The sequence below is a fragment of the Nitratireductor aestuarii genome (assembly GCF_014641695.1).
Taxonomy (GTDB): domain Bacteria; phylum Pseudomonadota; class Alphaproteobacteria; order Rhizobiales; family Rhizobiaceae; genus Chelativorans; species Chelativorans aestuarii.
Genome location: NZ_BMIF01000030.1, coordinates 1 through 7,689, shown reverse-complemented (window position 1 = coordinate 7,689; position 7,689 = coordinate 1). Strand labels below are relative to the sequence as shown.

General features: G+C 57.4%; 5 protein-coding genes and 1 pseudogene. 4 read left to right on the top strand and 2 right to left on the bottom strand.

The features are described 5' to 3' along the window. Positions 1–444 precede the first annotated feature (444 nt). From tnpA to IEX27_RS20750, 4 genes are read left to right on the top strand one after another with little or no spacing between them, the layout of a single operon-like run. Positions 445–798 carry an IS66-like element accessory protein TnpA gene (gene tnpA / locus IEX27_RS21520; protein ID WP_280516508.1) on the top strand — a complete coding sequence of 118 codons (354 nt, stop codon included), beginning with the start codon at positions 445–447 and terminating at the stop codon, positions 796–798. After that, positions 795–1,148, top strand: a complete 354-nt coding sequence (gene tnpB / locus IEX27_RS20760) for an IS66 family insertion sequence element accessory protein TnpB (RefSeq protein ID WP_188722983.1) — start codon at positions 795–797, stop codon at positions 1,146–1,148. Before tnpA ends, tnpB begins: the two co-directional genes overlap by 4 nt. Positions 1,149–1,197: 49 nt before the next feature. After that, positions 1,198–2,769 carry an IS66 family transposase gene (gene tnpC, locus IEX27_RS20755; protein WP_188722982.1) on the top strand — a complete coding sequence of 524 codons (1,572 nt, stop codon included), beginning with the start codon at positions 1,198–1,200 and terminating at the stop codon, positions 2,767–2,769. Then, a complete protein-coding gene (locus IEX27_RS20750; protein WP_188722981.1) occupies positions 2,766–3,368 on the top strand; it encodes a UPF0149 family protein in 603 nt (200 codons plus the stop codon). The genes tnpC and IEX27_RS20750 overlap by 4 nt, the downstream gene beginning before the upstream one ends. A 233-nt stretch (positions 3,369–3,601) precedes the next feature. On the opposite strand, the pseudogene IEX27_RS21515 reads toward IEX27_RS20750, so the two are convergent. Both IEX27_RS21515 and IEX27_RS20740 read right to left on the bottom strand, forming a co-directional pair. After that, positions 3,602–4,208 (bottom strand): annotated as a pseudogene (locus IEX27_RS21515) (IS6 family transposase); the annotation flags it as partial. Between the two features lie 434 nt (positions 4,209–4,642). Next, positions 4,643–6,988: an autotransporter outer membrane beta-barrel domain-containing protein gene (locus IEX27_RS20740; RefSeq protein WP_188722979.1), complete on the bottom strand. Its 2,346-nt coding sequence runs from the start codon at positions 6,986–6,988 to the stop codon at positions 4,643–4,645. Positions 6,989–7,689: the final 701 nt, after the last annotated feature.

Below are 7,689 nucleotides of genomic sequence, written 5' to 3'. Positions count from 1 at the left end.
TCGATCACCGCGTCGATCTTGCGCAGCAGGTGATCTGCTGGAACAAGGCTCTCGAGCGTCACCATCTCGATCGCCGTCTGAACTGGAGCAGGTTTCTTCAACATGCCCCAGTGAATCAAAAACCTCCAGCTAACGCCAGAGGTTTGTCAGCAGTCTGAGAAGCGCTGGTGCGCTTCTCTCCCCAAAGCGTACGTGCACCTTTTAGCGCATACGGCTCTCCTTTCATGCCTGGCCCATGGCCATAGCAACATCATGGTAACCGTTGCGAGCGCCCCACATTCAACACGGATTCCGGATCGCGCATAATTGCCGTCTGTTGAATACTGCAATGTTGAGGTTATGCGGGTGTCGGACGATGAGAGGTTGGTTTCGCATCATGCTGATGATGGTCATCAGCATGATGCGCAAGACAGTTCGGGCAGATCGGGAAGGTCAGCCCGTCGTGTGGAAGTGATCATTGGCGGCAACCAGCGGCGGCGATGGACTGGGGAAGACAAGGCCAGGATCACGGCGGCGAGTTTTATGCCTGGTGCCAATATCGCCGCGGTGGCGCGCGAGCATGGTGTCAGCCAGGGCTTGCTCCATTACTGGCGTCGCTGCGCCCGCGAGCGGGTCTCGGACGAGCAGGAGATGCGATTTGTGCCGGTCGTGACACGTGATGACGAGCAGCCGGCGGCCCGTACAGACGAGAGGGTGACGATCCGCGCTGAGGTCGGTGGCTCCTGTGTTCTCATCGAATGCAGCGTTGACGAGCGAGCGCTGCTAACGGTGTTCAGCGCGTTGCGGGGCTCTGCTTGATCTCGTTGCGATCGGGGTTGCGGATTTTGATCGCGTCCAGACCGGTTGATTTCAGGAAGGGCATCAACTCCCTTGCGGCATTGGTATCGACGACGCTGGGAGCAAATCCGTACTCGGGTGACATCTATATCTTCCGCAGCAAGCGCAGCGACCGATTGAAGATCGTGGTGTGGGATGGCAGCGGCATGGTCCTGCTGACGAAAATCTTGGAAGATCGCCAATTCACATGGCCTCCTGTTCGAGACGGCGCCGTTCATCTCAGTACGAGCGAAACGGCGCTTCTGTTGGATGGCCTCGACTGGACAAAGGTGGATCAGAAGCCGGTCAAACGCCCGACAAAGATAGCCTGATCCTGTTGTAATACATGGACAAATACGGCCTTCTCGGTTAGTGTTCGTCATGCTCAACCGTAGCCAACACCTGCCTCGGGATCCTGACATTCTGGTCGGCATGATCCTGGAAAGAGACGCTGAAATCGAGCGTCTGCAAGCGCTGTTGAAGGCCGCCAACGCCCAGCCGTACAGGCAGAAATCCGAGACGTCATTGGCCGTTCTCGACGGCCAGGCCCGTCTTGATCTTGGAGACGAAGAGCTGATAGCCGAGGCCAGCTTATGCGACGGTGATCCAGAGCCTGTCAGGTCCCAACGCAAGGCTAGCGCCTCGTCAAAGCCGCGCCGCAACATCGGCGCTCTGCCTGATCATCTCGAGCGTGTCGTTGAAGTCATCGAGCCTCCATCCCTGGACTGCGCCTGCTGCCATGGGCGGCTGCATCGGATTGGCGAAGACGAAAGCGAGGCGCTCGCGTCTCGCCCGGCCACGCTTTATGTACTGCGCACGGTGCGGCCAAAATATGCTTGTCGCGCCTGTGAAGCCGGGATCGTTCAGGCAAAAGCCAGGCCGCGTCTGTTTGACGGCGGACTGGCAACGACCGCCATGATCAGCAATGTCGTGGTTTGGCGCTATGCCTGGTATCTGCCGCTTCACCGCCAGGTCCAGATGCTCAAAGGACAGGGTGTCCGTTTGGACACATCGACCCTTTGCGGGTGGGTGAAGCGCTCGGCCTGGTGGCTAAAATCGCTCTATGACAAATTGCTGGCCTACATTCATAGCCATTGCCGGGTGTTTGTGGACGAAACCCGAATGCCGGTTCTCAGGCGGGACAGAAAGCGCACCAAAGTCTGCCAGTTCTGGGCCCATGCGGTGGATGATCGCCCATGGAACGGGCCGGCATATCCGGCGGTTGCCTATGTCTTCGCGCAGGGTCGCGGAAAGGGCGAGATCCAGTCGCAACTGGCGAACTACCATGGGCTTTTGCAGGTCGATGCCTACAAGGCTTACAAGAGCCTGACCCGACCTGGTCGCAAGGCGGGTTCGATTACGCTTGCCTATTGCCTGGCCCATGCGCGTCGCAAGTTCGTCGATATCTACAAGAAGTACAAGTCTGATGTGGCCAGGACGGTGATCGAGCGACTTGCGGAGATCTATGCGATCGAGGCCAGGATCCGCGGCACGAGCGCCGAGCATCGGCAAGCAGTTCGCCAGGCGACCACCAAAGGCCTGATGGCGGGTCTCAAGACGCTGCTGATGGATACGCTGAACGACATATCCGCCAAGGATCCTTTGGCATCTGCTATCAAGTACACGCTTGGGCTCTGGTCCGGGCTGACGCTCTTTCTCGACGATGGTCGGCTGGAGGTGGATTCCAATACCGTCGAGCGCACCATGCGCGGGATTGCACTTGGGCGCGTCAACAGTCTATTTGCCGGCAGTGATGGCGGCGCTGAGACCTGGTCCATTCTCGGATCCTTGCTGACCACAGCCAAATTGAATGATGTCGACCCCTACACGTGGCTCAATGACGTGCTTGAGCGCCTGGTGTCCGGGGAGATAAAATCGACGTCCCTTGAGCGCTGCCTGCCGTGGAATTGGAAACGGGAACATGCCGATATGAACAAGGCGATCGCAGCGTGAAGCGGCCCAAGCGTGCAAAACCGATGTCGCTTGAGCAGTTGGAAGTCTGGTTCGACAAGGCTGAACCAGAACCACCTTGCAACGGCGTGTCCATGCTGAACGGTTTCCTGACCGGCCTGGCTGTCGGCCCCGTCTTCCTGTTGCCGAACGACTGGATGTTCCATGTCATCGGCGAGCACGAGAAAAGAGCATTCATCGGAACCAGGACCCAGGCGGTGATCGACACGATCGTCGATCACTACAATCTGGTCGCCCACCAACTGACGACACCGGGTCGCTATGCGCCGGTCCTGATGCGCACCGACGAAGACGACGTGTTTGCCGACCATTGGGCTGATGGCTTCCTTGGTGCCATCACCCTGAACCCGCAGGAATGGGAACCTCTGCTTGCTGAGAAGCAGACCGGCGAGCCCCTCATGAGCCTTCTCATTCAGTCCACGAGACCCGAATTGGCCGAAATGATCTCGATGGCATTCCCAAAGCCTTCGCCGGACCTGCTCAGGGATGCATGGCGCGCAATCCCGTTTGCGGTCGAGCAGATTTATGCTCATTGCAAGCCGATGCGCTACAGTCCCGCAGCCCCGGCAAACGATCCATAGGCAACAAAAAGGCTTCAGCCTCACAATAACGCCACCGGCATCATCAATCCGACAACGTCAACACAGGTTGGCAGTGGGGCATTCGAAGCGGTTACACATCATGATAGCGAGAGGTTACGATACTACGGCTTTCGATCCGGACGATGTATGGGTTCACTTCTGGATTAGGTCACCGGAATTACGGGTTCTGTTGCAAATATTCGGGTGGATGCAGTCGGCCTGCTTGAGGGATGTCAAGCGGCGATTGCCTCAAATTGTTCTTTCAGCGTAGCGATCGGGCCGAAGGAAACTTTTGCTTGCCGCTTGCGCATCATGTGAACAAGTTCGATGCCGCCGAGGGTGTCCACCACAGAGGGGAACGCTTTGAAGCCGGCATCGGGCGTACACGCCGCTTGACGTCGCGGTGGTCCTATTCAATCCGATTGTTGAGATACTGGCTCTGGCCGATGAGGATCGGCTTCAAAGGCCGACATGAGCGATCTCTCAGACGGCTCTCTGCATCGCATAAGATGATTGCCTGATAGTTGGTGGGCTACCGTCGATGCCAATGCTGTCCGGTTGCCCGTTATGCTCCAACGCCTTACGGAGATAGCGTTTAGCCGCTGGAAGATCACGATGTTTGCTGAACCAGAAGTCGACTGTCTCACCAGAGCTGTCGATTGCACGGTAGAGATACATCCACCGACCTCGAACTCTGATGTAAGTCTCATCCATATGCCACTTGCTGCCAACAGTACCGCTTGCGGGGGTTGAAGCGCGCTCCTGCAGCAGCGAGAAATGAACCACCCAGCAATGAATCGTAGAATAGTCAATGTTGATGCCCCGCTCAGCCATCATCTTGATGCCTCCGCCGCAAGCGGCCAAGCCCTCATGTCGTCTGGCATCTCGGTGGGAGGCTTGCAACGGTTTACCTCCGCTTTCTCGGCTGTTAGAAATCCGTTCGTACCGCCCCCTTCTCACCGCTCGGGGCCACCAACTTTCACCATCTGAGGGCCATGGCTGCTTTGAATGCCGCGGCGGGCGTGCTCGCGTGGACCCAGCCAAGCAAGTCCTATTGCGGTCCCTCAGGGTTACCGTGACATCGCCATGTATCCATCCGGCTCGGTCCTCCCACCTTTCGAGACCCGTTGACTAGTGAGTGGCGACAGCGTCGGCCGAATGAGTGAACCTGAATGCTCTGAGCCCCGTATGGGCTCAGGGGATCTTGAGAGCCCGCCCTTGAGTACAAGGTGGCGACGATGACGTTCGCGTCAATAAACGTGCCGCGCGGCGCACTAAAATTTCAGCGCAAGCTCTGACTTAAACCCGTGCTGCTGCGCACCTGAGGCAAACTGACCGGTATAGGATAGATCCAGGTTCACTGAACGCGAGAGAGCGAAATCGACACCCGCATCTAGAACTGCTGCATTGCGAGCAATTGGCGCGCCTGAGATGGTGAACGTATCGCTGCCAATGAAGCTGTTCAACACAGACGGGTTAATGTCGCCGCTGGCATGACGCCAGCCAATCATGCCGTGCAGCGAGGTGGTGCTGTCTTCACTGGCGAGCTCGGCGGAAGCACGAAGACCAACCGTCGTGAAGGTGGTGTTCGTGGTTGAGCGGGCCGTCGTCAGGGCTGAATCGCCACCTGTCTCCGTGAAGGCATCCGTCCGCGCGCGGACATGGGCAACGTTCATGAAGGGTTCGAAGTCAGCGATGTTTGCATCAACCTTGTAGCCCAACTCACCAAAGACTTGGAACGTGCCTGCATCGTAGTTTCCAGACAGGACTTCGCTTTCCGGAAGGGCCGTTACAACGCGCGTCGTATCGATGTCAGACCAGGTGTAGGCAAGGCCGGTGCGCAGCCCGACAGCACCCCATTGCGTGCCGCCATAGACACCCAGGTGGATCTGATCCGCTTTGGCGGATGAAGCAAGGGCGCCTGTGTCGAAGGACGCGCGGCCATATCCGGCAAAGCCACCGAGCAGCCAAGTCTCGCCGATCGTACTGTCAACACCAACAAGCATGCCTGCACTCGAGCTGTCGAACTCTGCCGTGTTGCCGTTCGCATCCGTGGAACCGTTGGTCCCGTAAACAGATCCCCATACTGCTACACCATTGCTGGCGGGCTCCGAAGCGAGGGTTGGTACTTTCTCGCCGTTGAAGGCCATCACCGGAAGCGAGGGCGCTGCGACCGAGCCGAAGGCCGCGCGAACACGATCAGAAGCCATGTTGCGGATGGAATGACTGCCCTGAACCAACCCTGCCAACACCGATCCGTGAATCTCACCCGACAACTGGTCGAATGCAGCACGCGTTGCGTTTGCATCGCTAGCCAGTGCGATTGCGCGCCAAAGCGGGTTGTTGGTGTTCAAGGAATCGATCGCGCCCGCGGTTGCGGACTGGTTTGCTGAAGAAGCAATCGCTGCGAACTCCACGTCGTTGCGCGCCAGCTCCAGGGTCAGATCGTTTCCGTCACCGCCGAAATAGTTCAGGCTGTGATCCAGGAAAAGGAGATTGTTGGTTATCGAGGCAAAGCTGCCCGTGATCGCACCTGTCCCCACCGATTCGATAAGCGTGTAGGGGCCGTTGATGATATCCCATGAAGTCGCCGTTGCAGGAGACAGCACCAGATCAAGCGTAGCGCCGCTGATGTCAACTGCCCCTGAAACCACCAGCATATCAGACGAGGACGGGGTGCCTTCGACGCGGAGCGTCCCGGCATTCCGGTAATCGCCATCGATATACTGGGTGCCGACCGAGCCACCAGGCGTATGTATGCCGCCACCCGCGATCGTGGTTGAGCCCACATGACCCGTGCCCGCAAGCGTTGCGCCACTTGCAACTGTCGTCGACGATGACGAGGCGATCGAACCGTTGACGATCAACGAGCCGGCATTGACGAAGGTTTCGCCGGTATAGCTGTGTGTTCCGGTAAGAGTAAGGCTTCCGGGTCCACCTTGCGCCAGGGAGCCAGCGCCGGAGATGCTTCCGACGAATGAAACCGCATCTGAACGATTGTAGATCAGTGAGCCTTGGTTGCTTATGCTGCCCGCATAGCCATTTGTTCCGCCGATCCAGCCGCTGGAGCCACCGCTACCCAGCTGGAGCGTGCTATTTTCGCCGATGGAAACATTGCCTCGCGTGGTGTTGTCAGCTGTCAGGATAAGCTTGCCGGCGCCGATCTGTTCGAAGGCGCCATTGGCAGTGATCTGGCCGCCATAGGTAACTTCGTCAGACCGGTTGAAAACAACGCGGCCGTAGTTCGTAATGCTCGACGACGCGATGGAGCCGGAGGTTCCGCCATTGCCGATAAAGACGGTCGCGCCTTCAGAGGTGGCGAGTGAACCGGCGAACGTGTTGTCGCCTACAAGCGTGAGACTTCCCCCGGTGATCATGACACCACCAGCGCCGCTGATGACGCCAGAGAAAGTGCTAGTTGCGGCAGTTACAAGCAGATAGTTGTCGCCAAGAAGGACTGAGCCGCCTCCCGCCAGATCCTTGACGCTTGCAGACGAAGCTCCGGAAACGTCGAATGTGCCGTCTGCAGTGACCAGGCTGGACGCGTTTACACGACCTTGGCCGAGAAGAATGAGAGTGCTGCCATCCTGAACAGTCGTTGCACCAGTATACGTGTGCATCGCATAGTTGAATGTGACGGGTAGAGGGCCGGTAATGATGACGTTAACTGCGCCGCCGATAGACTGGGTAATATTGGTTTGACCGCCATCCGGTAGGATGATGTCAGTGGGGTCTGCAAAAGCAGCTGTGCCCAAAAGTGCTATTGAAAAAAACGCGCATGATGAAAGCAGCCCGGAGCGGCTGCACAAATAGTTCATAGCTGAGGTCCCCCTTTAAAGAGCGGATCCACAGATAAACCACCATTACTAATTTCACCAACGATTTTTACTAACGCTCTAGGGGTTTGATCAGGTGATTGGATGGCGGGATCCAGTCTTTGGTATAGGAAGGATAACACTTTTAATCGCTGTCCCGACCGCCATCCATCCGCAAATTTCAACAACTTAGTATAGGTCAAGAGCGCTTTAACGTAGCGTTCTTCGGATACAATGAACCTGTCCCTGCGACTCATCCCGACCGGGCATACCTCTCACGCGCACGAACTCCCGTATCTGGCCGAGGATCTCCACCGTCGTCTCGTCGTGGTTCTTGATCGTTTCCATGGTGCAGTGAAGGGTGATGTCACGGTAACCGTTGGTCAGAGGCTTCTACCTATGAGCTGTGGCATGACACAACTCATCAGCTACAAGCGCCACCGATTCCGCCCCAGATCATTGCCCATGCAGTTTCGTTGTAGTTCCGATTCCTCCGAGCCTCCGAC

Coding starts and splice junctions, on each gene's coding strand:
- tnpC (WP_188722982.1), top strand. CDS start 1,198: ATGCTCAACCGTAGCCAACACCTGCCTCGGGATCCTGACATTCTGGTC.
- IEX27_RS20740 (WP_188722979.1), bottom strand. CDS start 6,988: ATGCACACGTATACTGGTGCAACGACTGTTCAGGATGGCAGCACTCTC.